This is a genomic window from Pseudomonas sp. NPDC089406, assembly GCF_044900265.1.
Lineage (GTDB): Bacteria > Pseudomonadota > Gammaproteobacteria > Pseudomonadales > Pseudomonadaceae > Aquipseudomonas > Aquipseudomonas fakonensis.
The window spans coordinates 78,127-103,464 of sequence record NZ_JBJDNC010000009.1; the positions used below are offsets into that span (position 1 = coordinate 78,127).

Genomic DNA, 25,338 nt, shown 5'->3' on the forward strand with positions numbered 1-25,338 from the left:
GGAGGTACGATGAAACTCAAGCGCCTGCTGCTTGCCCTGATGCTTGCGCCCGGTGCCCTGCTGGCGGCCGAACGCAACGATTTGCCGAGCTGCTACGCCCAGGCCCGGGTCGAGGCGTTTCGCAGCGCGCCTTCCGGGCGCATGCTGACGGTAATGGTCGACCAGACCACCCCCTTGACCCGCGACCTGCAACGCACCGCCTGGGGGCACATCAAGCGCTTCCTGCAGCCGGGTGACAAACTGCGCCTGTATTCCTTCAGCGCCTACCTGGACGGGCACTACACCCGCCTGCAGTACGCCGCCGAGCTGGAGAAGCCTCTCGACGAAGCGGTGCTGGGCGACGTGCCGATGATGTCGGCGCGCAAATTCGACAACTGCCTCAAAGGCCAGTCGACGTTGCTGTACCAGCGTTTCGGCAAAGCGTTCGCCAGCGTAATGGGCACCTCCAGTTCGGACATTCCGCGCAGTGAAATCCTCTACAGCCTGAAGGCGGTCGGCGAAGACCTGCAAAAGGCCGAGAAGGTCGACCAGCACGTCATCCTGGTGATGTCGGACATGCTCGAGTACAGCGACTTCGGCAGTTTCTACCAGGCCAACGGCATACGCCCGATCGAGCCGGGTGTGGAACTGGCCAAGGTACAGAAGCAAAACCTGCTGGCCGACCTGGCCGGGGCGCGGGTGTATGTGCTCGGGGCGGCGTTCGTGCCGACCACGGCCAAGAACGGCTACCGCAGCGGCAAGATGATCCAGAACCTCGAAGCCTTCTGGCGGGCGTACTTCGAGAAGTCCAACGCCACCTTGCAGGGCTTTGGCAACCCGGAGCTGACCACCGCGGTGGAGTGACGGGCGGGGGCGTCGCTGGCCCTGCGAACGCCGGCTTGGCCCGCGACGACTGCTTCGCGGGCAAGCCCGCTCCCGCAGGGATTGCATGAGCTTCAGATCAGTGACGTACCTGTAGGAGCCGGCTTGCCGGCGATAGGGCCGGAACAGGCAGCACAAGACAGTTGCTCCCACAGGAATGTGCGAGGTCTGAACCTTGGCGGTGGGGGCTGCTGGCGTGCGCTGCCTGCACCGGCCCTATCGCCGGCAAGCCGGCTCCTACAGGTGCAGTGCAGGCCTGAGACTCCTATCCACCCCGGCATCATGGCCGCTTCATGTAGCACCTTGTCGCCACGCACTACCAACCCGGCAAAGACCTGCCATGCTGTTTGGATGCCTGCAGACCGCGCGCACCCAGACGCCCGGCCGCCGGCAAGGAGGGTGCCCGTCACCACGCCACCGTGACCGGGGCGGCGCACCGCAGCTGAACACCGCCGGACACCGGCCCGCCACCCGGGCTGGCCCGGGCTGCCGAGGTCTGCTGTATGCCTGATGATTCGCACCACCTGCCCCTGATCCAGCGCGTCCTGGCCCGCGAAAAGGCCACCCCCGGCGCGCTGTTGCCGATTCTCCACGCCATCCAGGCCGGTGCCGGCTACATCCCCGATATCGCCGTCGGCGAAATCGCCCATGCGCTCAACCTGAGCCTTGCCGAAGTGCGCGGGGTGATCAGCTTCTACCACGACTTCCGTACCACGCCGCCGGCGCGCCACACCCTGCGCCTGTGCCGCGCCGAGTCCTGCCAGAGCCGCGGTGCCGAAGCCCTGGCCGCGCAACTGCGCGAGCAGCTGGGGCTGGGCGACCACGGTACCAGCGCCGACGGCGCGCTGAGCCTGCGCCCGGTGTACTGCCTGGGCGCCTGCGCCTGCTCGCCGGCCCTGGAGCTGGACGGCCAACTGCACGCACGGCTGACCCCCGAGCGCCTGCGCGCGCTGGTGGAAAGCTGCCGTGAGGAGGTGAAGGCATGCTGAACCTGTGCATCCCCTGCGATTCACTGGCTCGCGCGGTCGGCGCTGACCAGGTGGCCGAGGCGTTGGCCCGCGAGGCCGAGCGCCGGCAACTGCCGCTGCGCATCCAGCGCACCAGCTCCCGAGGCCTGTACTGGCTGGAGCCGCTGGTCGAGCTCGAAACTGCCGACGGTCGCCTGGGCTTTGGCCCGCTGATGGTCGATGATGTGCCGGGCCTGCTCGATGCCCTGCAAGGCACCCGCCAGCACCCGCTGGCGCTGGGCCCGGTCGAAGCCATCCCCTACCTGAAAACCCAGCAGCGCCTGCTGTTCGCCCGCGCTGGCATCACCCGGCCGTTGTCGCTGGACGACTACCATGCCCACGGCGGCTTCGAGGGCCTGCGCCAGGCCGCGCTGCTGGACGGCGACGAGGTGGTCGCCGCCGTGCTCGACTCCGGCCTGCGCGGGCGTGGCGGGGCGGCGTTTCCGGCGGGCATCAAGTGGCGCACGGTGCGTGAAGCCAAGGCTGGGCGAAAGTACGTGGTGTGCAACGCCGACGAAGGCGACTCCGGCACCTTTGCCGACCGCATGCTGATGGAGGGCGACCCGTTCCTGCTGATCGAGGGCATGATCATCGCCGGCCTGGCCGTGGGCGCCAGCCACGGCTACATCTACGTGCGCTCGGAGTACCCGGGCGCCATCCGCACGCTCAACGAAGCGATCCTGCTGGCCCGCGAGGCCGGCTACCTGGATGTGGCCGGTAACGGCCTGGCCTTCCACCTGGAGGTGCGGGTGGGCGCCGGCGCCTACATTTGCGGTGAAGAAACCGCGCTGCTCGAATCGCTCGAAGGCAAGCGCGGGATCGTGCGGGCCAAGCCGCCGCTGCCGGCGCTGCAAGGGCTGTTCGGGCAACCGACGCTGGTGCACAACGTGCTCACCCTGGCTTCGGTGCCGATCATCCTGGCCAAGGGCGCGGCGTTCTATTGCAACTATGGCATGGGCCGCTCTCTGGGCACGTTGCCGTTCCAGCTGGCCGGCAACGTGCGCCATGGTGGGCTGGTGGAGCGTGCCTTCGGCCTGACCCTGCGTGAGCTGGTCGAAGGCTACGGCGGCGGCACTGCCAGCGGCCGGCCGATCAAGGCGGCGCAGGTCGGCGGCCCGCTGGGCGCCTGGGTGCCGCCGGCGCAGTTCGACACCCCGCTGGATTACGAGGCCTTCGCCGCCCTGGGCGCGATGCTCGGCCACGGGGGTGTGGTGCTGGCCGACGATACGCTGAACATGGCCGGCATGGCGCGTTTCGCCCTGCAGTTCTGCGCCGAGGAAAGTTGCGGCAAATGCACCCCGTGCCGCATCGGCTCGACCCGCGGCGTGGAGGTGGTCGACAAGCTGATCGCCAGCACCGACCCCGCTTATCGCGAAAGCCAGGCCGGCCTGCTGCGCGACCTGTGCGACACCCTGCAGTACGGCTCGCTGTGTGCCATGGGCGGGATGACCGCCTACCCGGTGGCCAGCGCCCTCAAGCACTTCCCCGCCGACTTCGGCCTGGCCCCTGCGGAGGCTGCGCAATGATCAACTACTTCGACCCCGGCAGCAGCGATATCGACCTGGGCACCCCCGAACGGCTCAGCGACGTGCAGGTCAGCCTGGTCATCGACGGCCGCGCCATCAGCGTGCCGGCCGGCACCTCGGTGATGCGCGCGGCAGCCCTGCTCGGCACCAGCATCCCCAAGCTGTGCGCCACCGACAGCCTCGAAGCCTTCGGCTCGTGCCGCATGTGCATGGTCGAGATCGACGGCATGCGCGGCTACCCGGCCTCGTGTACCACGCCGGTGGGCGAGGGCATGGTGGTGCGCACGCAAACCCCGCGCCTGGCCGACCTGCGGCGCAACGTGATGGAGCTGTACATCTCCGACCACCCGCTGGACTGCCTGACCTGCTCGGCCAACGGCAACTGCGAGCTGCAGACCGTCGCCGGCCAGGTGGGCCTGCGCGAGGTGCGCTACGGCTATGACGGCGCCAACCACCTGGCCGAGCAAAAGGATACCTCCAACCCGTACTTCGACTACGAGCCCAGCAAGTGCATCGTCTGCAGCCGCTGCGTGCGCGCCTGCGAGGACATCCAGGGCACCTTCGCCCTGACCATCAGCGGGCGTGGCTTCGAGTCGCGGGTGGCGGCGGCCGGCGGTGACAACTTCCTGGCCTCCGAGTGCGTGTCGTGCGGTGCCTGCGTGCAGGCCTGCCCGACCGCCACCCTCAGCGAAAAAAGCCTGGTGCAGTTGGGCCAGCCCGAGCGCGCCGTCATCACCACCTGCGCCTATTGCGGCGTGGGTTGCTCGTTCCGTGCCGAAATGAAAGGCGACCAGCTGGTGCGCATGGTCCCCGACAAGCAGGGCGGCGCCAACCACGGCCATGCCTGCGTCAAGGGGCGTTTTGCCTGGGGCTACGCCACCCACCCCGACCGCATCACCAAGCCGATGATCCGCAAGCGCCTCGAAGACCCGTGGCAGGAAGTCAGCTGGGACGAGGCGGTCAATTATGCGGCCAGCGAGTTGCGGCGCATCCAGTTCAAGTACGGGCGCGATTCCATCGGCGGCATCACCTCCAGCCGCTGCACCAACGAAGAGGCCTACCTGGTGCAGAAGCTGGTGCGCACCGCGTTCGGCAACAACAACGTCGACACCTGCGCGCGGGTCTGCCATTCGCCCACCGGCTACGGCCTCAAGCAGACCCTTGGCGAGTCGGCCGGCACCCAGAGCTTCGATTCGGTGATGCAGGCCGACGTGGTGCTGGTGATCGGCGCCAACCCCACCGACGCGCACCCGGTGTTCGGCTCGCAGCTCAAGCGCCGCCTGCGCCAGGGCGCGCGGCTGATCGTCATCGACCCGCGGCGCATCGACCTGGTCGACTCGCCCCACGCCCGCGCCGAGCTGCACCTGCAACTGCGCCCGGGTACCAACGTGGCCATGCTCAACGCCCTGGCCCACGTGATCGTCAGCGAGGGCCTGCTGGCCCAGGGCTTCATCGACGCGCGCTGCGAAACCGAAGACTTCGCCCGCTGGCGCAACTTCGTCGTCCAGCCCGACAACGCCCCCGAAGTGCTGGGCCCGCTGTGCGGCGTGCCCGCCGAGCACATCCGCGCCGCCGCCAGGCTGTACGCCACCGGCGGCAACGCGGCGATCTACTACGGCCTGGGCGTGACCGAGCACAGCCAGGGCAGCACGGCGGTGATGGGCATCGCCAACCTGGCCATGGCCACCGGCAACATCGGCCGCGAAGGGGTAGGGGTGAACCCGCTGCGCGGGCAGAACAACGTGCAGGGCTCCTGCGACATGGGCTCGTTCCCCCACGAGTTGCCCGGCTACCGGCACATCTCCAACGAAGGCGTGCGCAGCGAGTTCGAGCAGGCCTGGGGCGTGACCCTGCAACCCGAACCGGGGCTGCGCATCCCCAACATGTTCGAGGCGGCGCTGGACGGCAGTTTCAAGGCGCTGTACTGCCAGGGTGAGGATATCGCCCAGAGCGACCCCAACACCCAGCACGTCACCGCCGCCCTGCTGGCCATGGAATGCGTGGTGGTGCAGGACATCTTCCTCAACGAAACCGCCAAGTTCGCCCATGTGTTCCTGCCGGGCAGCTCGTTCCTTGAAAAGGACGGCACCTTCACCAACGCCGAGCGGCGTATCTCGCGGGTGCGCAAGGTGATGGAACCGCTGGCCGGCAAGGCCGACTGGGAAGCCACCGTGGCCCTGGCCAACGCCCTGGGTTACCCGATGAACTACCGCCACCCGTCGCAGGTCATGGACGAGATCGCCCGCCTGACGCCGAGCTTCCACCGCGTCAGCTACGCCGAGATCGACCGCCGTGGCAGCCTGCAATGGCCGTGCAACGACGCCGCCCCCGACGGTACGCCGACCATGCACATCGACCAGTTCGTGCGCGGCAAGGGGCGCTTCATGCTCACCGGCTACGTGCCCACCGACGAGAAGGTCAACGGCCGCTACCCGCTGCTGCTGACCACCGGGCGCATCCTCAGCCAGTACAACGTCGGCGCCCAGACCCGGCGCACCCACAACGTGGCCTGGCACGACGAGGACCGCCTGGAAATCCACCCAAGCGACGCCGAAAGCCGCGGTATCCAGGACGGCGACTGGGTGGGCGTGGGCAGCCGCTCGGGGCAGAGCGTGCTGCGCGCACGGGTCAGCAGCCGGGTGGCGCCGGGGGTGGTGTACACCACCTTCCACTTCCCCGAGTCGGGCGCCAACGTGATCACCACCGACAACTCCGACTGGGCCACCAACTGCCCGGAATACAAGGTCACCGCGGTGGAGGTGGTGAAGGTGTTCCAGCCGTCGGAATGGCAAAAGCGCTACCAGCGCTTCAGTGACCAACAGCGCCGCCTGCTTGAGCAGCGGCGCCAGGCCGAAGGCCAGGAAAAGGCAGAGGTGCGCCGATGAGCAGCGACAACCTGGTGAAGATGGCCAACCAGATCGCCCATTATTTTGACAGCGAGCCCGACCGGGCCAAGGCGGTGCAGGGGGTACGCCAGCACCTGCAGAGCTTCTGGACCCCGGCCATGCGCCAACAGCTGGGGGCGTGGATCGAGGGGCATGCGGGGGAGGGTGTGGATGACAAGGTGAAGGAGGCGTTGGCCTAGCTTTGCCTGCCCGGCCCTATCGCCGGCAGCCGGCTCCTACAGGAGATTGCATGCCCTGTAGGAGCCGGCTTGCCGGCGATAGGGCTGCCTCAGGTAAATGAAATGTCCGTCATTTACGCAGGGCTTTTCACCCACCGGTGCTAACCTCGCGAAAACCCCGCTTCGGACACCGCACCATGGACATGAACTGGCACCAGGCCCTGCAAGAGAGCCTGAGCTGGCTGGCAATCGCCACAGGCATCACTTTCGTCTGCTTCACCCTCGCGGCCTGGCTGGCCGTGCGCCACACCCGCTGGGGCCGGCAGTTCTGGCAACTGGCCGGCCCCTATTTCAACCTGCGCCGCACCTGGCGCCCGCTGCTGGCCTTTGCCCTGCTGCTGGTGCTGACGCTGTTCGCGGTGCGCCTGAACGTGTTGTTCTCGTTCTGGTACAACGGCTTCTACAGCGCCCTGCAGGGCCTGGACCAAACGGCGTTCTGGTACCTGCTCGGGGTGTTCGCGGTGCTGGCGACCATCCATGTACTGCGGGCGTTGTTCACCTTCTACGTAACCCAGGCCTTCAACATTCGCTGGCGCGTATGGCTTACCGAACGCCTGAGCGCCGACTGGATGCGCGGCGATGCCTACTACCGTGGCCAGTTCCTCGAAGAGCCGGTGGACAACCCCGACCAACGCATCGAGCTGGACATCAACGCCTTCGTCACCGGCTCCGTGTCGCTGGCCTTGGGCGCAGTCAGCGCGCTGGTGTCGCTGGTGGCCTTCACCGGTATCCTCTGGGGCCTGTCGGCGCCGTTGGCGGTGGCCGGTATCGAGGTGCCGCGGGCCATGGTGTTCGCCGTGTATGTGTACGTGCTGATCGCCACCTGGATTGCGTTCCGCCTTGGCCAGCCGCTGATCCGCCTGAATTTCCTCAACGAAAAACTCACGGCGAACTTCCGCTATGCACTGATGCGCCTGCGCGAAAACGCCGAGAACATCGCCTTTTACCAAGGTGCACAGGTGGAGCGCGGGACCTTGCTCGGGCGCTTCTTCGCGCTGATCGGCAACGCCTGGGACCTGGTGTACCGAAACCTCAAGTTCAGCGGTTTCAACCTGGGTATCAGCCAGGTGGCGGTGGTGTTCCCGTTCATCCTGCAGGCGCCGCGTTTCTTCAGTGGCGCCATCAAGCTTGGGGATGTGATGCAGACCTCCCAGGCCTTTGGCCAGGTGCAGGATTCGCTGTCGTTCTTCCGTGAGTCCTACGACACCTTTGCCAGTTACCGCGCCACCCTCGACCGTCTGACCGGCTTCCTCGACGCTAACGAGCAGGCCGCCGCGCTGCCCCAGGTGGACAGCCACGAACTGCCCGGCGCGCTGGCCATCAACGGCTTGCAAGTACGCCGCCCCGACGGCCATGCGCTGATCGACGGCCTCGACCTGCATTTGCACAGCGGCCAGGCACTGCTGATCAAGGGACCCTCGGGCAGTGGCAAGACCACCTTGCTGCGCGCCCTGGCCGGGCTCTGGCCCCACGCCGACGGCAGTGTAAGCCGGCCCTTGGGGCACCAGGCGCTGTTCCTCTCGCAGCGGCCGTACCTGCCGCTGGGTGACCTGCGCACCGCCATCGCCTACCCGGCCGACGGCCTGCCGGCAGACGATGCGCGCATGCAGCAGGCCCTGCGCCAGGTGAACCTGGCCCACCTTGCCGAACGCCTGGGCGAGCAACGCGACTGGTCGCGCATTTTGTCGGTGGGCGAGCAGCAACGCCTGGCCTTTGCCCGGGTGCTGTTCAACCAGCCGCAGATCGTGTTCCTCGACGAGTCCACCTCGGCGATGGACGAGGGGCTGGAGCATGCGCTGTATGCGTTGCTGCGCAGCGAGATGCCGCACACCTTGCTGGTGAGCGTGGGGCACCGCAGCACCTTGGCGGGGTTCCATACGCACCGGCTGGAAGTGGACGGGCAGGGTGGGTGGAGGTTGCTGGAGCAGGCGCCGGCTGAGGGGGTTTTGGCGTAGGCAGGGCGGTTGCATTCCCCTGTAGGAGCCATCCCTTTCAAGGGGCGCGCGTCAGGGCCTCCAGGTGCTCGCCACAAACCTTGCAGCGCCTGTGAGATCGAGCGCCGCCCGCGCGGCGCTTCGCGGGCAAGCCCGCTCCCACAGTTTATTTCGGGCCAGTTATGCCTGTCCAAGTACCGGCGCCTGCCTTGGTGTATGCCTTGAGTCATGTGGGGCGGCTGCAATGCCCACGCTGAAACCGCGTCGAACCAACAAGGCGGCCCAGGTGATGGCACAGGACAGACTGGCCCGAAATAAACTGTGGGAGCGGGCTTGCCCGCGAAGCGCCGCGCGGGCGGCGCTCGATCTCACAGGCGCTGCAGGAATTGTGGCGAACACCTGGCAGCCCTGACGCGAACACTTTGAAAGGGATGCCAGTAGGAGCGGCCTTGTGTCGCGATGGGCTGCGCAGCAGCCCCGGGGATTTTGCAGGATGCCGAGATCTCGGGGCTGCTGCGTAGCCCATCGCGACACAAGGCCGCTCCTACAAGGTCCCGTCAAATCATCTGGCTAGCCTTACCCCGGCCAGAGCAAGCAACGCAAACCCCCCACCCACCAGAAACGTCGCCTGATACCCCACCCAGTCCCACAGCCCGCCGGCCAGCACGCTGGCCACCAGCAACGCCACCCCGGTCACCAGGTTGAACAGCCCGAATGCGGTACCGCGCAGTTCAGGCGGGGCGCTGTCGGCGATCAGCGCGCTGAACACGCCTTGGGTAAAGCCCATGTGCAGCCCCCACAAACCCACACCCAAGGCCAGCCCGAACCATCCCGGCAGCAGCGCCAGGGCCAGGTCAGCCAGCACCAGCAACCCCAGCCCGATCATCAGCACGCCGCGCCTGCCGATGCGGTCCGACAACGCCCCGGCGGGGTAGGCCGACAGCGAGAAGGCCAGCGACATTAGCACCAGCACCACTGGGGCCCACAATGCCGGCAGCCCCAGTGCCTGGCCGCGCAGCAGCAAGAAGGCCTCGCTGAAGCGCGCCAGGGTGAACAGCGTGGCCAGGGCAATCAGCCGCCAGTAGCCGGCGCCCAGGCGCGCCAGCTCACGCCGGGCCAGCGGTGCGCGCACCGGGCGCGTGCCTGCATGCTCCGGCTCGCGCACGCACAGCACCAGCACCGCGATGGCCAGCACCGCCGGCAGCACGGCGGCCCAGAACACCGTCTGGAAGTGGCTGGCGGTCAGCCACATCAGCACGATCGCCAGCAGCGGGCCGATGAACGCGCCCACGGTGTCCAGCGCCTGGCGCAGGCCGAACGCGGCGCCGCGCAGCGCGGCTGGGGTGACGTCGGCAATCAGCGCGTCACGCGGCGCGCCGCGTATGCCCTTGCCAATGCGGTCGACAAAGCGCGCGGCGGTCAGCCATTCCAGGCCCGAGGCCAGCGGGAACACCGGCTTGGTCACGGCGGCCAGGCCATAGCCGAGCACGGTGAGCAGCTTGCGTTTGCCCAGGCGGTCGCTGAGGGCGCCGGAGAACACCTTGGTGATGGCGGCGGTGGCTTCGGCGATGCCTTCGATCAGGCCCACGGCCAGCACCGAGGTGCCGAGCACGCCGACCATGTACAGGGGCAGCAGGGCGTGGATCATCTCCGAGGAGATGTCCATGAACATCGAGACGAAGCCCAGGGCCCAGACGCTGCGGGGGAGGGAGTGGTGGGGCATGGTGATCTCGGTGGGGTGTTGAGATCACTGTAGACAAGACTGGCCTCATCGCCGGCAAGCCGGCTCCTACAGGGGTGTGCGAAACCCTGTAGGAGCCGGCTTGCCGGCGATTGCGGTGGTCAGGACTTGAACCGCCCCACCAACCCGTTCAGCTCATCCGACAGCTGCGCCAGGCGCCCGGAATCGGACTGCGCCGAACTGGCCAGGCCTTCCACCAAGCGCGCCTCGTCGTAGATCTGCTGGATATGCCGGTTGATCTCCTCGGCCACGCTGTGCTGCTCTTCGGCGGCGGCGGAAATCTGCAGGTTCTGGTCGCGGATCTCGTTCACCGACAGCTGGATGCCCTCGAAGCTGTCGCGGGCGCTTTCGATCGACGACACGCTGGCCCGGGACAGGTCCAGGCAGCTGTCCATCTTGTCCGACACTTCCTGGGTTTTGGTGCCCAGGGTGTTGAGCAACTGGTCGATCTCGCCGGTGGAGTCGGAGGTGCGCTTGGCCAGCGCGCGCACTTCGTCCGCCACCACAGCAAAGCCGCGGCCCTGGTCACCGGCGCGGGCGGCCTCGATGGCAGCGTTCAGCGCCAGCAGGTTGGTCTGCTCGGCGATGGCGCGGATGGTGCCGAGAATCTGGTTGATGCTGCGGCTGCCTTCCTCAAGTTCCACCATGGCCTGGGACGACTCGCTCAGGCGCATCCCTAAGCGGTTGACGTTCTCGGTGGTGGCCTCGATCTGCTGCTTGCCCTCGGCGACGCGGCGGTGACCGTTTTCGGCGGCATCTGCGGCGCTGCTGCACGAGCGGGCCACTTCGTTGGCGGTGGCGACCATTTCGTTGAACGCGGTGGACACCAGTTCGACTGCCTCGCGCTGGCGCCCGGCCGCTTCGTTCATGTCGCCAGCCATGGCGCTGTTGGCTTTCGACGCTTCGTGCAGGTTGGTTGAGGCCGAGCCGATACGCTGGATCAACTGGCGAATGGCGGCCAGGAACTTGTTGAACCAGCCGGCAAGCTCGGCGGTTTCGTCGCGGCCCTGAATCTGCAGGTCGCGGCGCAGGTCGCCTTCACCTTCGGCGATGGACTGCAGGCCGACGCTGACCTGGTTGATCGGCTTGACGATCACCTTCGAGAACGCAGCTGCCACCAGGGCGAACACCAGGGCCAGCAGCACCACGATCACTGCGGTGGTGTAGGTCATGCGGGTGGCGGCGGCCATCACTTCGTCGTACTCGATCAGGCCGACGAAGCGCCAGCCCAGGCCCGGCGAGGTCCACACGTTAGCCATGTAGCGCACGCCATCGATCACCACCTCGGTGGAGCCTTGCTCGGTGGCCGCCAGTTGCGCGTAAGGCGCGCCCAGGTCCTTCAACTGCTTGAAGCTGTGCCCGGCGTCGCGCGGGTCGACCAGCACGGTGCCGTTTTCGATCAGCATCACATAGCCGCTGTTGCCCAGCTTGATGCTTTTCACAAGCTCAGTGAGGTTTTTCAGCGACACGCTGACCACGAACACGCCACGGGCCTTGCCGGCCGGGTCGAGCAGGGCGCGTGCGGTACCCACCAGGGCCACGTCGTCCTTGTCGTAGTAGTAGGCGGCGGTGCGCACGGTCTTGCCGGGGCTGGCCATGGCGTCCTTGTACCAGGGGCGGGCGCGTGGATCGTATTTGGCCAGTTGCGGGTCATCGGGCCACTTGGCGTAGGTGCCGTCTTCCAGGCCAATGGACAGGATCGCCGCCGCCGGGTGAGTGGTGCCGTAACGGGCGAAGGCATCGATCACTTGTTGCGCGGCGGCCGGCATCGGTTTACTGGCCGCATCGGCGGAAGTGTAGTCTTTTAATGTATCGACTGAATTGTATACAGGATCTTTGGACATTTGCTCGACGTTCTGCAAAGTGCCGTCGAAGAACTGCCGCATATTACCGTCGATCTGGCGAATTTCCCGAGTACTGCCATCGACGAACTGGTCTACCGCATCACTGCGGATATTCATTACAGAAATGCCGCCGACCAGTGCTACCGGGATAAAAGCCACCAGCACGAAGGCCAGTACCAGTTTGTTTTTTATTTTCATCAAGACACCCATCCGTGAGAGTGAAGGAACGCAGGGCCGTTTCTAGGGAGGGGTGGCCACTTGCTATCTCTGTTTGTTTCGGCGGATTGAATATAAACCTTTAGTATTTGTTTCGTGTACAAGAATCCGAACGATTGTCTTGATTTTTGGGTCAGGCTTCACGGGCCCAATCGCCGGCAAGCCGGCTCCTACAGAGACCGTGCGTTATCAAGCCATATGCGCTCCCCTGTAGGAGCCGGCTTGCCGGCGATGAGGCCTGCAAAACAAACAACATTCTGTGCACCTGCCATGACAATTTGCAGGACCTTTCTTCAGACTTTCCTTATTCCCTGTAGTCCATTTCCCAATCAGTCTTTTTCGGCCTTTCAGCGGTTGTCCTTTACCGGCGCGCTCCGTAGTCTCGCCCGGTCGTCGCCATTTCGACGACCGGGTGTGCAAGCCCGCAGATGTAGTGCAAGGCCGCTCAATGGTGGCTGCGCGTGGGAGGCTTTCGAGCCTGCCGGGTTCCTACATCTCGGTCTTGCACACCTGCGCGCAGCTGCCTCCATCATTCCGGGTGCAAGCGGATTAACGGCGGCTTTTCATGGCTATGTAGGAGTGCTGAATCATGTTGAAAATCGTCCCCGACCCACCCCGCGCCTCGTCCCCGGAGGCCCGCCCATGACCCTCGAAACCCAAAGGCCCGACCGCCCGAAAACCGCCCACGCCCACTTTGGCACCTGCCACCAAGCCCACCCGCCGATGTTCTCGGTGCATGCCGGCATCGATGGCGAGGATGCGCTGGTGTGCGCCGTGGCTGCTCTCAAGGCCGCTTACGAAACCAACGCCATGGCCCTGGAAAAGGCCGACGAACCCCTGCGCAGCCTGCTGACGGCGACGGAGAACTCGCTGGAGAAAGGGTTGGCGTTGTCAGAGGCGGTGCTGGAGGGGATAGAGCGGGGTTGAGCGACCGCGTGGAGGCAGGCAGGTGTTTGGCGAGAGCCTTGCAGCGCCTATGAGATCGAGCGCCGCCCGCGCGGCGCTTCGCGGGTAAACCCGCTCCCACAGTTTATTTCTGGCAAGTACCGGCGCCTGCCTTGGTGCATGCCTTGAGTCATGTGGGGCGGCTGCAAAGCCCACGCTGAGATCGCGTCGTTCAAACAAGGCGGCCACCGGTACCGGCACAGGAGAGACTGGCCCGAAATAAACTGTGGGAGCGGGTTTATCGGGGTGCCGAACCACCGCGAAGCGCCGCGCGGGCGGCGCTCGATCTGATAGGCGCTGCAAGATTTGTGGCGAGCACCTGTCAGCCTCTACGCCACCCCCAGCCAGCTTCAATTGCCCTGCAGAACTTCACGAAATACGTCAGGCCGAGCGGCGGCGATATGCAGCAGCGAACGTGCTGCACCTGATGGCATGCGCCTGCCTTGTTCCCATTCCTGCAGCGTGCGCACCGACACGCCCAGCAACTGGGCGAACTTGATTTGTGAAAGCCCGGTTCTGCTGCGCGCTTCGGCCGCTTCGGTCGTTTCACCCTGATGCACTGCGCCGTAGCGCCCGGCTTTGACATCGCGGATAGACTGCAGCAGTTCCTCGCCGATATCGCGTTGGGCATCCCGCTGCATCAGTTCTTTCTCAGTCAGGGGCATGGCCTAGCTCCTTCACAATCTTGCGCAAAATGGGCGCGGGTATGTTTTCGGTGGTGCTCTTGCCGTAAATGAGCAGCGTGACGAGCGCGCCGTTGGCAAGCTGAGGGGTGTATATCATCCCTACGTCTTTGACGTACGGATTTTGCAGCGTATCAGGACAGAGTGACAGCCGTAGCCTGTTTCGATTGATTACGCCGCGGCGTACAGGCTTAGCCTCACCTCAAAGCCCCAACCGCAGTACCTGTGGGAGCGGGTTTACCCGCGAAGCAAGCAATGCGGTGCATGGCATCGGCTGCGCCGGTGTTCGCGGGTGAACCCGCTCCCACAGGGCGCGCGCCGTATTATGGATTGCTGTTTGCCTCACCCCGCCGTCACCTTGGCAAACGCCTCGCGGAACCTGCGCATATCCGCCTCATCCCCCACGCTCACGCGCATCCAGTTGGGCCAGCTTGGCCATACCCGGCCTACCAGCACCTGCTCCTGGGCCAGGCGCTCCACCAGCGGCTGCGCCGGGCCGCGCAGGTCGATCATGAAACAGTTGGTTTGCGAGGCGCTGCAGCGCCAGCCGCGCTCGCCCAGCCAGGCGATGGTGTGGTCGCGCAGGCGGGCGTTGTCGCGCTTGCGCTGCGGCGCCACCTGCGAATCCTGCAGGCTGGCCAGGCCCGCCAGCAGGGTCGAGGCGGGGGCCACGTTGTCACCGTCGTACACCTCGAGCTTTTGCAGCAGCGGCGCCTGGCCAATGGCCAGGCCCAGGCGCGCACCGGCCATGCCGTACAGCTTGGAGAAGGTCTGCAGCACCAGCAGTTCGGGGTGCTCTTTGACCAGCTCGACGCAACTGGGGGCATCGCTGAAATGGATGTAGGCCTCGTCCACCACCACCACGCTGCCGGCCGGCTTGCGCGCCAGCAGGCGCTCGATGTCACGGCGCGGAGTAAGGGTGCCGGTGGGGTTGTTGGGGTTGCACAGGTAGATCATCCCCGGGTTGGCGTCGGCGGCCAGCATGGCGTCCACATCATGGGCGTGCTGCGCATTCAGGGCGATGGCGTGCACCGGGGTGCCACGGCCCTCGGCCGCCTCGCCCGGCGCCTCGTAGGACGGCTCGGCCAGCACCAGGCTGCGCGGGCCGGTAAAGGCCATTACCGCGTGCTGCAGGGCCAGCTTGGAGCCGCAGAACACCTGCACCTGGTCGGCCTGTAAACCGTGCTGCTCGGCGAACAGGTCGATCAGCCGGTACTGCGCCTTGTAGGGGTAGCGGCCGCTTTGCGCGATACCGTCCTGCATGGCCTTGCGCGCTGCAGGGCAGGGGCCCCAGGGGCTTTCATTGAAATTGATCTGCACCGGGCCGCCGTGGGTGGCGGCCGGCGGGGTCTGCCCGGCCCAGCTCAACTGGCTGAGCAGTGGCAGGGTCAGGCCCAGACCAACCAGCGAACGACGTGAGATATCGGTCATGCTTCAACTTCCCTGTTGTTGTTGGTTAACAAGGGGACGAGACCGGCCGCGCCTGATTAAGGGTGGCAAAACGCTTTCTGTGGCCCAGGCCCGGTTGCTGGCACGTGAGGCTTGAACTGCACGGCGTATCTGCAATCATGGCGCAGCCCCCGGAGCGGGGCTTCTTTCACAGGCAATACAGGAAGGCAGCATGATGCTCGCAACAAGACGGAACTGGCAGGCCCTGGCCCTGGGCCTTCTCATCAGCACCCCACTGCTGGCCGCCGAGGCCCCGCGCCCGCCGGTAGCGGACAAGGTGGTGGCCTTCAGCGGCGAACAAGGCGTGAAGGTGTGGACCCTGCGGGTCGGTGAGCGCAGCGCCAGCCAGGCGCTGGTGCAGGTCGACGGCCTCGACCACGACTGGAACATGCGCATCCAGAAAATGGATGTGGAAAAGACCGACCGCGACACCCGCTATGCCACCGAAGTCGACGGCAAGAAGTATGTGGCGCTGATCGTGCGGGGCGACTGGGGCAACCTGTACCTGCCGGGTGAAAAGCAGGAAATCTCGTTGCGCTATGACGCCGGCCTGTCCGAGCAGGGCAATGCCCAGCATTTTCTGACTGAATACCTGGAACAAGCGGCTAAGTGAAGGCTGACGGCCCCATCGCCGGCAAGCCGGCTCCTACAAGGGCGTGCAAAACCCTGTAGGAGCCGGCTTGCCGGCGATGGGGCCGTTGCAGGTCAGAATGCCAGCTTGTAGCCGATCAGCAGCAGCATCGCTGCCAGGCAAGGGCGCAGCACGCGGTCGGAGATACGCCCGGTGAGGTGGCTGCCCAGGTAGATGCCCGGCAGCGAGCCCAGCAGCAGGTAGCCCAGCAGCGACCAGTCCATGTTGCCCATGCCGGCGTGGCCAAGCCCGGCTACCAGGGTCAGCGGCACGGCGTGGGCGATCTCGGTGCCGACCAGGCGGCGGGTGACCAGAAACGGGTACAGCAAGAACAGCGCCACGGTGCCCAGGGCGCCGGCGCCGATCGACGTCAGGGTGACCATCACCCCCAGTACCACGCCGGTCAGCACGGTCAGGGTGTTCAGGGTGCGGTCGCTGAGGTGGTAGTGATCACCCGCGTGCCTGCTGGCGAAGGCCTGCAGGCGCGATTTGAACAGGATGGCCAGGGCGGTGAGGATCAGCACCACGGCCAGGCCTTGCTTGATGATGGCGTTCAGCGCCGAGGTGTCGGTGTGCAGGGTGCTGAGGAACCACAGGGTGAGCGCCGCGGCAGGCACGCTGCCCAGGCTCAGCCAGCCGGTGATCTTCCAGTCGATGTTCTTGTTGCGCCCGTGCACCCAGACGCCACTGGCCTTGGTGATGGCGGCATAGAGCAGGTCGGTGCCCACGGCAGTGGCGGGGTTGATGCCGAACCACAGCAGGATCGGGGTCATCAGCGAACCGCCGCCAACGCCGGTCATGCCGACGATGAAACCCACAACCAGCCCTGCAATGGTGAAACCGAAAGAACCTACATCCATACGCTACTCGACTGCCCAGCTTGCCCGTGATCGGATGCAGCCAGCATATAGATTTTTTTATAGCCAAATAGACTTGTTCGTTATTAGGTTATAACCCTGGTGCATGTAGTGCTTTTCGCGCTTTGTGCAGGAGCAAACTGTTTTGCTCAATTTCCAAAAGCTGGCGCGATCCCTGTGGGAGCAACTGTCTTGTGCTGCCTGAATCGGCCCCATCGCCGGCAAGCCGGCTCCTACAGGTACGGCACTGACCTGAAGCTCATGCAATCCCTGTGGGAGCGGCTTTAGCCGCGAACACCGGCATAGCCGGTGCCAGCCACCGTGTTGTCTGCTTCGCGGGTAAACCCGCTCCCACAGGAGTGCACAGAGCCTGAGTCAGGCGGTGTACCTGTAGGAGCGACCTCCCCAAAAGCGCTCCGCGTCGATCAGATGCGGAAGCTGCCCACCAGCTGCTTCAAACGCCCGGCCTGCTGGCTCAGCGCATCGCAGTGGCGCAGGGTTTCGTTGAGGTTCTCCACCCCTTGCTGGTTCAGCGCGTTGATCTGGGTGATGTCCAGGTTCAGGCTCTCGACCACGGCGGTCTGCTCTTCGGTGGCGGTGGCCACCGACTGGTTCATGCCGTCGATCTCGCCAATGCGCTGGGTGACGCTGGCCAGGCGCTCGCCGGCCTGGTTGGCCACCTGCACGGTCTGTTCGCTGGACACCTGGCTGGTGTTCATGGTGTGCACCGCCTCGCGCGAGCCCACCTGCAGGCTGGTGATCATGCGGTGGATCTCCTCAGCCGACTCCTGGGTCCGGTGGGCCAGGTTGCGCACCTCGTCGGCCACCACGGCAAAACCACGCCCGGCTTCACCGGCGCGGGCGGCTTCGATGGCGGCGTTCAGCGCCAGCAGGTTGGTCTGCTGGGAGATGCCCTTGATCACATCAAGGATCTTGCCGATCTCGTCGGTACTGGCGTTGAGTGTCTCGATCTGCTCGCACGAATCGCTGATGCGCTGCGACAGCGCGGTCATGGCGTTGATCGCCTGCTCCACCACCTCGCGGCCATCGTGGGCCTGCTCGCTGGCGCCGCTGGCGTGCTGCGAGGCATCGGCGGCGTTGCGGGCGATTTCCTGGGTGGCGGCGCCCAGCTCGTTGATCGCCGCAGCCACGCTGTTGGTGCGCATGCTCTGCTCCTCGGAGCCGCTGAGCGAGGCATTGGAGGCGCCTACTACCTTCTCCGACAGATCGTGCACCAGGCGGGTGGCCGAGGACACCTCGGTGATCGAGGCATGGATGCGCTCGACGAAGCGGTTGAACGAGGTGGCCAGTTCGCCGAACTCGTCCTTCTGCTCGACGCTCAGGCGCCGGGTCAGGTCGCCTTCACCTTCGGCGATGTCGCGCATGGCGCGGCCCATGGTGGTCAGCGGGCGCATCAGTACCGGAATCAGCAGGCCCAAGAGGCCGGCGATGGCGGCCACCGCAACGAGCATGGCGATGATCGCCGAGGTGCGGAACTGGCCGAGGGCGGCGTAGGCCTTGTCTTTATCGATCGACAGGCCGATGTACCACTGCGCCGAAGGCAAGCCGTCGACCTTGGCGAACGAGACGATGCGTTCTTCGCCGTTCAGGGTCACGTCCTGCATGCCCGGCTCGATGCGCAGGTTGGCGCCGGGGTAGATGTCCTTGAGGTTCTTCATCAGGTGGCCCTTGTCGGGGCTGACGATGACCTGGCCGTTGCCGTCAACCAAGAAAGCATGGCCGATGCCGCCGAAGTCCACCGCAGCGAGGATCTCGCTGAGGGTGTCCAGGCTCAGGTCGCCGCCGACCACGCCCAGCAGCTCGCCGTTGTTGCGCGCCTTGACCGGGATGGCGATGGTCACCACCAGGCCGCCCACCGAGGCTTGGTAGGGCGGGGTCAGCAGGGTCTGGTTGGCGCTCACCGCCTGGCTGTACCAGGGGCGCTGGCGCGGGTCGTAGCCGTCGGGCATTTTCGCGTCGGGGCGCTGGGTGAACAGGCCGGTGTTCTGGCCGAAGTAGGTGAACTGGAAGTTGCTGGTGTACGAAGGCTGGTCGACCAGCCCCGGCACGTTGGGGCCGGCGCCTTGCTGGGCGATGTCCTGGGCGAGGTTTTCCAGCACCAGGATGCGCCCGCTCATCCAGTTTTGCACGCTGCTGGCGGTTTGCGCGCCGGCCTGGCGCACCGACGACTCGATGTTCTGGCGGATGGTGTTGCGTTGCAGGTAGTCGTTGTAAAGGGTGAACAACGCGAAGGCCAGGACGACGACGCCGCAGGCACTGAGCAGGATCTTGTGGCGGAATTTCAGGTTCATGTTTCGAGACCTTGAGCCAATAAGGGGGAGGGCGCCGCGCGCTTGTGGCGCGATGGGCGAAGCCTGTCATCACGGTATCGGCTGTTCATGAAATTTGTTGAAAGACTAAATGCCGCAAGCACTGTCGGTTATGCCCTGCATCTTAATCAGCCGATGACAGCAACTTCACCAGCGCCCGTGCGGCCTGGCCGAGGGGCTGCTGCTTGAGCCAGAAGGCATGCACCGGCAGTTGCAGTTCGTTGCGCGTGTTGCCGAAGGCCAGGCGCACCAGGCGCCCGGCGCCGATCAGCGGGCCCACCCGCGACAGCGGCAGGTCGCCCCAGCCAAGGCCGGCCTCGACCATTTGCACGGCCAGGTCGTAGCTGTCGGTGCGCCAGTGCGAGGTGCCGATCAACGCGCGCGGGTCGCTCAGCGGCAGGTCGCGGCTGCACACCAATACCTGGCGCAGGTTCACCAGGTCCTCGAGGTTGCGAATGCGCCCTGCGAGGTAGGCCGGGTGCTGCGGCGACAGGGTGGCCACCAGCGACTCCATGGCGATTTGCTGGAAACTGCGCCGGGCATCCACCTGCAAGCCGGCGAAGGCCAGCGCCAGGCAAACCCTGCCACTGTCGAGCAGGTGCAGGGCTTCTTCCTGGGGGGCGGCCAGCAGTTCGATGTCCAGCAACGGGTGGCGCTCGCCCAGGCGGGCGATGGCGTGCAGCAGCGGGCGCTGGTCGATGTCCGGCACCACAGCGATGGCCAGGCTGCTCTCAAGCCCGCGGGACAGCTCCAGGGCGTGTACCGCCAGCAGCCCCAGTTGCTCGCCGATCAGCCGGGCATGAGGTTCCAGGGCCAGTGCCTGGGCGGTCGGGCGTACTTCCCGGGGGCCGCGTTCGAACAACGTGTAACCCAACTCGGCCTCGAGGTTGCCGATGGCCATGCTCACCGCCGAGGGCACCCGGCCCAAGGCGCGGGCGGCGGCAGAAAACGAGCCACGGTCGAGCACGGCGAGAAACAGCAGGATGGTGTCGCTGGAAAAATTCATGGCAGGCTCCTTTCAGTGAATCTGAAAGCTGCTGACTTTTTCTGTCAAGTCTATTGATGCATGCTCGCCGCCCTTCGATGAACCCGCAGTAAAGGTGCCCCCGTGCAAGGACTCAAACGCAAACTGGTCTACGTGACTTTTTATGAACTGATCGGCTTGTGCATGTCGACCCTGGGGCTGGCTTATCTGTCCGACACCCAGGCCTCGCACACAGGGCCCCTGGCGGTGATGATCACCACCATCGCCATGGCCTGGAACCTGGTCTACAACAGCCTGTTCGAGTACTGGGAGAGCCGCCAGGCCACGCGCGGGCGCAGCCTTTCGCGGCGGGTGGTGCATGCGGTGGGCTTTCAGCTGACCTTGGTGGTGTACCTGATTCCGCTGATTGCCTGGTGGCTGGACATGACCCTGCTGGAAGCGCTGGTGGTGGATATGGCGTTCATCGTGCTGGTGCCGTGCTACACCTTTGCCTACAACTGGGCGTTCGACCGCATCTTCGGTTTGCCGGCATCGGCCATGGCAGTGGCCCCAACAGCCTGAGTCGTCCCTTGTAGGAGCGGCCTTGTGTCGCGAAAGGGCTGCGCAGCAGCCCCGGCGATCTTGCATGATGCTGAAACCCTGGGGCTGCCATGCAGCCCTTTCGCGACGCAAGGCCGCTCCTACACAGGGATCACCTTACGGCGGCAGCCGGATCAACATCGGCTCCTGCACCTGCCCGCGACTCCCCAGCAAACTGTCCTCCACCTGCCCCGACAGGTAATACACCCCGGCCATGGCCCCGCTCTGGCGGTTTTCCATCAGCTCCTGCCATTCCTCGTTCAGCGCCACCCCCAGAATCACCCGCAACTGCTCGACCATCTGCGGCTGCTCGCGGTCGTGGGTAATCATGCCGTAGCCGGCCACCGCCACCGAAATCATGGTCCCGGCTGCCTTGCCCACTGCCGCTGCGATGGCGCTGGCGGCGCCGCGCGGGGCCAGGGTGGCGCCGAGTTTTTCACTGGCCTGGGTAGCCACCGAGGACAGGCCGACGTCGGTTTTGCCCGGTGCCCTGGAGGCTTGCTGGTGCAGATGCTCGCGCAACGATTGCCAGGCCGGCTGCTGGGCCAGCGACTTGGCCCGCAGCAGTTGGTACAGCGAGGCGTTGCGCGCATCTGGCGGCCCCAGGGCGATGACTGGGATGCGGTTGAGGCGCTGGCTGAACTGCTCGGGCGGGGCGTTGTAGCGCTGGATGATGGCCGGCAACTGCTGGCCGAGCAGTTGCAGGTACAGCTCGCTGGCGCGCTCGCGGATGCCTTCGGGGTCGATCTGCTCGGCCACCGGGTCGATCACCCGCTGGTGGTATTGCTCCTGCAGGTACAGGGCCAGGCGTTTTTCTGGCGGCTCGGCGCCATTGCCGCCGTTCATCTTGTACCAGGCCACCTTCAGCGTGAGCCACTGCTGGGTCCAGTAGCCGGTGAACCAGGGGATGAAGTCGTTTTCGGTGCGCTGTTGCACCTGCTCGCGCCACACCCGCATCGAGCGGCGGGCGTAGTCGTTGGCCGAAGCTGTGGCCGCGACCGAGGCGTTCAGCAGGTCCTGGTCGATGCGCTGCCACACCGCCGGAGGCAGGGGTTGCGGTGGCGGTGGGGCAGGGCGCCTGGCGGCGCAGCCGGCCACGGCCAGCAGCAGGCACAGGGGCAAAATCAGAGTGGTTGATTTCACGCCGGGCGCCTCAAAGCCTTATGGTCAACCGAGTATAGGCCGGCGCCCCTGTAGGAGCCGGCTTGCCGGCGATCACCGGCGCAGCCGGTGCCATACACCGCGCTGCCTGCTTCGCGGTGGTCCGGCACCTCGGTAAGTCCGCTCCCACAGGATTAAGTGAAGTCAGGCTTGGCGCTGCACATGGGGGAGCTGTCTTGTATTGCCTGTGCCGGCCTCATCGCCGGCAAGCCGGCTCCTACAGGGACAGCGCAGGCCTGATGGTTATGTAGGGGTTATTTCAGGTCCAGCTTGGCTTCGAGGCGGTCCAGGTGCTCATGCATCAACGCCAGCGCCGCCTCGCCGTCGCCGCTTTCCACGGCATCGATGATTGCCGCGTGCTCCTGCCAGGCGCAGTGCTCGCAGCAGGGCGATTCGTAGCGGGCGATGATCAGCGAGGTCATCGGCACCAGGCCGTTGAGAAACCGCGCCAGCGGCGCGTTGGCGGCCATCTGCGCCAGCTTCATGTGAAACTCGCCGCCCAGGCGGATCGCCGTGCAGCGCTCGCCCTGCTCGTGGTGCTGGCGCTCGCGCTCCACCAGCTGGCGCAGCTGGCGAATCTGCGCCGGGCGCGCGCGCTGGGTGGCCAGGCCGATCAGCGTGGTTTCCGCCAGGCGCCGGGCACTGAGCACCTGGCGCGCCTGCTGCGGGTCGGGGGCGGCCAGGTGCGCGGTGTGGCTGGGGCGTTGCACCACCACCTGCTGGTCGGACAGCCGCCCGAGCACCCGGCGGATCACCGTGCGGCTGACGCCGAAGGCATTGCCCAGGGCCTGCTCGGGCAGGGCGCTGCCCGGTGGCAGGCGTTGCTCGAGAATGGCGTCGAACAAGCGGGGGTAGATCTGCTCAGCCGACAGGCGGGTTTCGCCGGCGCCCAGCAGGGCAGGCAGGTGGGGGGCGGCTTGGGCGCAGGCGGTCATGGTCGCTCTCCTTGTATCAGGGGCCGGGGTGGTCGTCGGGGATGTTCAGGGCGATGCCCATGCGCTCGCCTTCGGCGAGGATGTGGCGGCGCATCTGCAGGCTGGCGTGGGCACTGTTGCGTTCGCGGATGGCGCGCACCACCGCTTCGTTTTCGCTCAGGCGCGCGGCCAGGTGTTCGGGGGAGTTACGCAGCATGTCGGCGCTTTCTTTGAGAGCGTTGCCGGTTTGCTGCACCACGCTCTGGAAGATCGGGTTGGTGGTCAGGGCGAACAGCGCTTCGTGGAAGGCGATGTAGGCATTGAAACCGGCCTCGCTGTCGTTTGACTCCAGCGCTTCGCGCATGTCCATCAGGGTCAGGCGCAACTGGCCGATATCCTGATTGCCGGCCGATTGCGCCACCAACCCTGCGATGAAGGGTTCGAGGGTGTAGCGCAGCTCCAGCACGTCGGCAAGGCTGGCCTGGGCCACGGCTTCGGGGCTTTGCGCCGGGGCGGCGTCGGCGTCCAGCACCAGTACGCCCTTGCCTGGCAGCGAACGCACCAGGCCCAGGGTTTCCAGCACGATCACCGCTTCGCGCAGGCTGGGGCGGCTGATGCCCATTTGCTCGGCCAGCTCGCGCTGGCCGGGCAGCATGTCGCCGCTGCGCCACTGGCCGCGGGCCAGGGCCTGGCGGAGTTTCTCCACCACTGAGTTGACTACGGTCGATGAGCTGATCACGGTTCGCTCCTTGGTTGACGCGTTAGGCTCGCGTCTGGCGGGGCGGCGGCTGGCGCCGCCCGCCGGGGGCTTAGAATTCCTGTTGATGGGCGCTGCCCTGCTTGCGCGGTGCCGGGGCGTAGCCTGGTTTGTTGGCCAGCACGTTGTTGGCGCGCTCCAGGTCGATATCCTTCTCCCAACGGGCGATGGCCACGGTGGCGACGCAGTTGCCGATCAGGTTGGTCAGCGCGCGGCCGATGCCCATGAACCAGTCCACCGCCAGCACCAGCACCAGGCCCACCACCGGGATCGCCGGTACCGCGGTCAGGGTGGCAGCGAGGATCACCAGGGCCGAGCCTGGGATGCCGTGGGCACCCTTGGAAGTCACCAGCGACACCAGAAGAATGGTCAGCAGGTCGGTCATGGCCAGCGGCGTGCCGGTGGCGTTGGCGATGAACACGATGGCTAGGGTCAGGTAGATCGAGAAGCCGTCGAGGTTGAACGAGTAGCCGGTGGGGATCACCAGGCCTACGGTGGAGCTGCCGATACCGAGGTGCTCGAGCTTGCGCATCACCTGCGGCAGTACGGCGTCGGAGGAGGCGGTACCCAGCACGATGCTCAGCTCTTCACGCAGGTACTTGATCAGCGGCAGCAGGCGCAGGCCGGAGATGCGCATCACGGTGCCCAGCACGATCAGCACGAAGCCTGCGCAGGTCAGGTAGAACAGCGCCACCAGGCCGCCCAGGTGCTGCAGCGAGCTCAGGCCGTACTTGCTGGTGGTGAAGGCGATGGCGCCGAACACGCCGATCGGTGCCAGGCGCACGATCATGCCCATGATGCGGAAGATCACGTGGCTCAGCTCGTTGATCAGCCGCGAGATGCCCGAGGCCGACTCGCCCACCAGGTTCAGCGCGCTGCCGAACAGCACCGAGAACAGCAGCACTTGCAGGATGTTGTTGTCGGCGAAGGCGCCCACCACCGAGGTGGGGATCAAGTCCATGAGGAAGGTGGTGGTGCTGTGGATGTGTGCGCCACGGTCGGCCAGGGCGCCGGCATCGGCACTGGACAACTGGTCGAGGTGGATGTTGGCGCCGGTGCCGATGCCGCTGCTGAAGGCGAACACCAGGCCGATCACCAGGGCCAGGGTGGTCAGCACCTCGAAGTAGATCACCGACTTGAGGCCGATGCGCCCGACCTTTTTCAGGTCGCCTGCGCCGGAAATGCCGCTGACCACCACGCAGAACACGATCAGGCCGATGAGCATCTTGATCAGCTTGATGAAGCCGTCGCCAAGGGGTTTGAGTTGCAGGGACAGGTCGGGGAAGCTCAGGCCGCAGATGACGCCTAGGGCGAGGCCGAGCACTACCTGGAGAAAGATCGAACGCGAACACCATTTGAGCATGGGAGGGATCTCTGGTCGGTGTCCTTGCCCCCCAGCCACACGGAGCGAAAGAGTGCAGGACTTAATTATTGTGGTCTTACCGGTTTGTTCACTGCGAGGGCCATAAAACTCCCATTCTGGAGGTATTGCAAGATTTTTCGGCCTTACCGGTCTGACCAGTTGTCGTGTGGATTTTGAGAGGCTGGCCGCCCCTGCGCGGGTGATCGCTTGTAGGAGCCGGCTTGCCGGCGATCAGGCCGGTAGCCCCTATAGCCTGTGCCAGACCGGTCGCCGCCGGTTCAGCCGCAACAGCGGGCAGAGCCAGGGACAATGGTCTGCTTGCAAAGCCCCATGGACCCCGTAAAATCCGCCGCCCATGACTGATTGGTCATTCAATCAAATACCCGAAGCCAACCGCCTCTCGGCTGGCTCCACGCCCGCGTGAGAATGGA

The 25,338-nt window shown here is 65.8% G+C and carries 20 protein-coding genes and 1 pseudogene; 9 read left to right on the forward strand and 12 right to left on the reverse strand.

Annotated elements, in window-relative coordinates; translation table 11 throughout:
• The first annotated feature begins 9 nt into the window (after nucleotides 1-9).
• From ACI2KK_RS08810 to ACI2KK_RS08835, 6 genes are all read left to right on the forward strand, one after another.
• Nucleotides 10-843 carry a hypothetical protein gene (locus ACI2KK_RS08810; protein ID WP_404668637.1) on the forward strand — a complete coding sequence of 278 codons (834 nt, stop codon included), beginning with the start codon at nucleotides 10-12 and terminating at the stop codon, nucleotides 841-843.
• A 521-nt stretch (nucleotides 844-1,364) separates the two neighbouring features.
• Nucleotides 1,365-1,850 (forward strand): formate dehydrogenase subunit gamma, encoded by a 486-nt coding sequence (locus ACI2KK_RS08815; protein WP_404668638.1) that lies wholly within the window; start codon nucleotides 1,365-1,367, stop codon nucleotides 1,848-1,850.
• Entirely contained in the window at nucleotides 1,844-3,394 is a 1,551-nt protein-coding gene (locus ACI2KK_RS08820; protein WP_404668639.1) for a formate dehydrogenase beta subunit, read from the forward strand. The genes ACI2KK_RS08815 and ACI2KK_RS08820 overlap by 7 nt, the downstream gene beginning before the upstream one ends.
• Nucleotides 3,391-6,279 (forward strand): formate dehydrogenase subunit alpha, encoded by a 2,889-nt coding sequence (gene fdhF / locus ACI2KK_RS08825; RefSeq protein WP_404668640.1) that lies wholly within the window; start codon nucleotides 3,391-3,393, stop codon nucleotides 6,277-6,279. Before ACI2KK_RS08820 ends, fdhF begins: the two co-directional genes overlap by 4 nt.
• Nucleotides 6,276-6,479, forward strand: coding sequence for a formate dehydrogenase subunit delta (locus ACI2KK_RS08830; RefSeq protein ID WP_404668641.1), 204 nt, complete (start codon nucleotides 6,276-6,278; stop codon nucleotides 6,477-6,479). The genes fdhF and ACI2KK_RS08830 overlap by 4 nt, the downstream gene beginning before the upstream one ends.
• 176 nt (nucleotides 6,480-6,655) lie before the next feature.
• Nucleotides 6,656-8,473, forward strand: a complete 1,818-nt coding sequence (locus ACI2KK_RS08835; protein ID WP_404668642.1) for an ABC transporter ATP-binding protein/permease — start codon at nucleotides 6,656-6,658, stop codon at nucleotides 8,471-8,473.
• 541 nt (nucleotides 8,474-9,014) lie between these two features.
• Here ACI2KK_RS08835 and ACI2KK_RS08840 read toward each other — a convergent pair.
• Together ACI2KK_RS08840 and ACI2KK_RS08845 are read right to left on the reverse strand one after the other, a co-directional pair.
• Nucleotides 9,015-10,175 carry an MFS transporter gene (locus ACI2KK_RS08840; RefSeq protein WP_404668643.1) on the reverse strand — a complete coding sequence of 387 codons (1,161 nt, stop codon included), beginning with the start codon at nucleotides 10,173-10,175 and terminating at the stop codon, nucleotides 9,015-9,017.
• Between the two features lie 119 nt (nucleotides 10,176-10,294).
• A complete protein-coding gene (locus ACI2KK_RS08845; RefSeq protein WP_404668644.1) occupies nucleotides 10,295-12,235 on the reverse strand; it encodes a methyl-accepting chemotaxis protein in 1,941 nt (646 codons plus the stop codon).
• 660 nt (nucleotides 12,236-12,895) lie between these two features.
• Here ACI2KK_RS08845 and ACI2KK_RS08850 point away from each other — a divergent pair.
• Nucleotides 12,896-13,180 (forward strand): hypothetical protein, encoded by a 285-nt coding sequence (locus ACI2KK_RS08850; protein ID WP_404668645.1) that lies wholly within the window; start codon nucleotides 12,896-12,898, stop codon nucleotides 13,178-13,180.
• A gap of 368 nt (nucleotides 13,181-13,548) precedes the next feature.
• On the opposite strand, the gene ACI2KK_RS08855 is transcribed toward ACI2KK_RS08850, so the two are convergent.
• Together ACI2KK_RS08855 and ACI2KK_RS08860 are read right to left on the reverse strand one after the other, a co-directional pair.
• On the reverse strand, nucleotides 13,549-13,863 hold the full coding sequence (locus ACI2KK_RS08855) for a helix-turn-helix domain-containing protein (RefSeq protein WP_404668646.1): 315 nt from the start codon (nucleotides 13,861-13,863) through the stop codon (nucleotides 13,549-13,551).
• Nucleotides 13,864-14,223: 360 nt separating this feature from the next.
• The gene (locus tag ACI2KK_RS08860; RefSeq protein WP_404668647.1) at nucleotides 14,224-15,312 is read right to left on the reverse strand and encodes a pyridoxal phosphate-dependent aminotransferase; all 1,089 of its coding nucleotides are present in this window, start codon (nucleotides 15,310-15,312) and stop codon (nucleotides 14,224-14,226) included.
• Between the two features lie 190 nt (nucleotides 15,313-15,502).
• Here ACI2KK_RS08860 and ACI2KK_RS08865 point away from each other — a divergent pair, with 190 nt between their 5' ends.
• The gene (locus ACI2KK_RS08865; RefSeq protein ID WP_217842650.1) at nucleotides 15,503-15,943 is read left to right on the forward strand and encodes a hypothetical protein; all 441 of its coding nucleotides are present in this window, start codon (nucleotides 15,503-15,505) and stop codon (nucleotides 15,941-15,943) included.
• Nucleotides 15,944-16,035: 92 nt separating this feature from the next.
• On the opposite strand, the gene ACI2KK_RS08870 is transcribed toward ACI2KK_RS08865, so the two are convergent.
• The 4 genes and pseudogenes from ACI2KK_RS08870 to ACI2KK_RS08885 all read right to left on the reverse strand — a co-directional run bounded on the left by ACI2KK_RS08870 (nucleotide 16,036) and on the right by ACI2KK_RS08885 (nucleotide 20,154).
• A complete protein-coding gene (locus tag ACI2KK_RS08870; RefSeq protein ID WP_217842651.1) occupies nucleotides 16,036-16,821 on the reverse strand; it encodes a sulfite exporter TauE/SafE family protein in 786 nt (261 codons plus the stop codon).
• Nucleotides 16,822-17,243: 422 nt separating this feature from the next.
• The gene (locus ACI2KK_RS08875) at nucleotides 17,244-17,984 is read right to left on the reverse strand and encodes a methyl-accepting chemotaxis protein (protein WP_404668704.1); all 741 of its coding nucleotides are present in this window, start codon (nucleotides 17,982-17,984) and stop codon (nucleotides 17,244-17,246) included.
• A gap of 114 nt (nucleotides 17,985-18,098) precedes the next feature.
• Nucleotides 18,099-19,130, reverse strand: a pseudogene (locus ACI2KK_RS08880) (cache domain-containing protein); the annotation flags it as partial.
• A 142-nt stretch (nucleotides 19,131-19,272) separates the two neighbouring features.
• Nucleotides 19,273-20,154 carry a LysR family transcriptional regulator gene (locus ACI2KK_RS08885; RefSeq protein ID WP_404668648.1) on the reverse strand — a complete coding sequence of 294 codons (882 nt, stop codon included), beginning with the start codon at nucleotides 20,152-20,154 and terminating at the stop codon, nucleotides 19,273-19,275.
• A gap of 102 nt (nucleotides 20,155-20,256) precedes the next feature.
• Between ACI2KK_RS08885 and ACI2KK_RS08890 the strand changes: the two genes are divergently transcribed.
• A complete protein-coding gene (locus tag ACI2KK_RS08890; RefSeq protein ID WP_404668649.1) occupies nucleotides 20,257-20,694 on the forward strand; it encodes a PACE efflux transporter in 438 nt (145 codons plus the stop codon).
• A 135-nt stretch (nucleotides 20,695-20,829) separates the two neighbouring features.
• Here the strand turns inward: ACI2KK_RS08890 and ACI2KK_RS08895 are convergent, their stop codons facing one another.
• The 4 genes from ACI2KK_RS08895 to ACI2KK_RS08910 form a co-directional block, all read right to left on the reverse strand.
• On the reverse strand, nucleotides 20,830-21,855 hold the full coding sequence (locus tag ACI2KK_RS08895; protein WP_404668650.1) for a hypothetical protein: 1,026 nt from the start codon (nucleotides 21,853-21,855) through the stop codon (nucleotides 20,830-20,832).
• Nucleotides 21,856-22,127: 272 nt separating this feature from the next.
• Nucleotides 22,128-22,808, reverse strand: coding sequence for a GntR family transcriptional regulator (locus ACI2KK_RS08900; RefSeq protein ID WP_369990600.1), 681 nt, complete (start codon nucleotides 22,806-22,808; stop codon nucleotides 22,128-22,130).
• Between the two features lie 16 nt (nucleotides 22,809-22,824).
• Nucleotides 22,825-23,526 (reverse strand): FadR/GntR family transcriptional regulator, encoded by a 702-nt coding sequence (locus tag ACI2KK_RS08905; protein ID WP_404668651.1) that lies wholly within the window; start codon nucleotides 23,524-23,526, stop codon nucleotides 22,825-22,827.
• A gap of 70 nt (nucleotides 23,527-23,596) precedes the next feature.
• Nucleotides 23,597-24,907: a C4-dicarboxylate transporter DctA gene (locus ACI2KK_RS08910; protein WP_404668652.1), complete on the reverse strand. Its 1,311-nt coding sequence runs from the start codon at nucleotides 24,905-24,907 to the stop codon at nucleotides 23,597-23,599.
• Between the last annotated feature and the right edge of the window lie 431 nt (nucleotides 24,908-25,338).